Raw genomic sequence first — 776 nt, 5'->3', positions numbered from 1 at the left:
CAGCGGCGGACTGAACAGGTGCGGGGGCAGGCGCCGGCACGGGTGGCGGAGGTGGCGCCGGGGGGGCGGTAGCCACGGTCGGAGCCGGCGGGGGCGTCACGGCGGGAGCCGCCTGCTGCTCGACCGGGGCAGGAGCCGGAGGCGGTGCGGGCGGTGGCGACACAGCCGTGTCGGCCGGCGCGGTGTTGGCGGTGGTGGTCGGCGGCGGAGCCGGTGGGGGCGGCGCAACGGGCGGCGGCGCTGTAGCTGCGGACGGCGCCGCAACGGGAGCAGGGGCCGGCACAGGAGCAGCCGGGGCTTGCGGATCGGCCTTGGCCTCCTGCGGCGCCTGCTGGCCCGGACTTGTCTCGTTCTTCTTGGCCTTCTTGGCCTTGCCCTGGCCCGTGTTGTCATAGACGCCGGGGATCTGGACCGTGCCCCGGTCGGGATCGATGCGGATGGTGCGGCCGCCATATTCGAAAGTGTACTGCGCTTGCGCAGCGGTGCTCACCAAAAGGAATGCGGCCGTGGCCAACAGCTTCCTCATTTCGCGTCTCCTGAACAGATGGTCCCCGTACCAACGCTTACGCGCCGGCTCGATCGCAAAAAGTGATCTAGATCACTTTCATCCGTATGAGTCGTGCTCCGGCAGGTTCGGGTTCAATGCGCCCGGAACCCGTCCACAATTTGGCCGAAGCAGCGACAAGAGGACGCGATCTCGAGACCCGTTCCGCTGAAATCGGGACGGGTCTCTTGATTCCAGTATTGACGCGTTTTCTTGCCGCGAACCGCTACCC

1 pseudogene is annotated in these 776 nt (G+C 68.2%); it reads right to left on the bottom strand.

Annotation, left to right across the window (positions count from 1 at the left end):
- A pseudogene (locus AC1D00_RS43690) lies at positions 1-526 on the bottom strand (DUF2147 domain-containing protein); the annotation flags it as partial.
- Between the last annotated feature and the right edge of the window lie 250 nt (positions 527-776).

It is taken from the genome of Bradyrhizobium sp. P2_E8, assembly GCF_056403875.1.
Note: the sequence above shows the minus strand (reverse complement) of the source record. Positions and strands in the feature narration are given on the sequence as shown.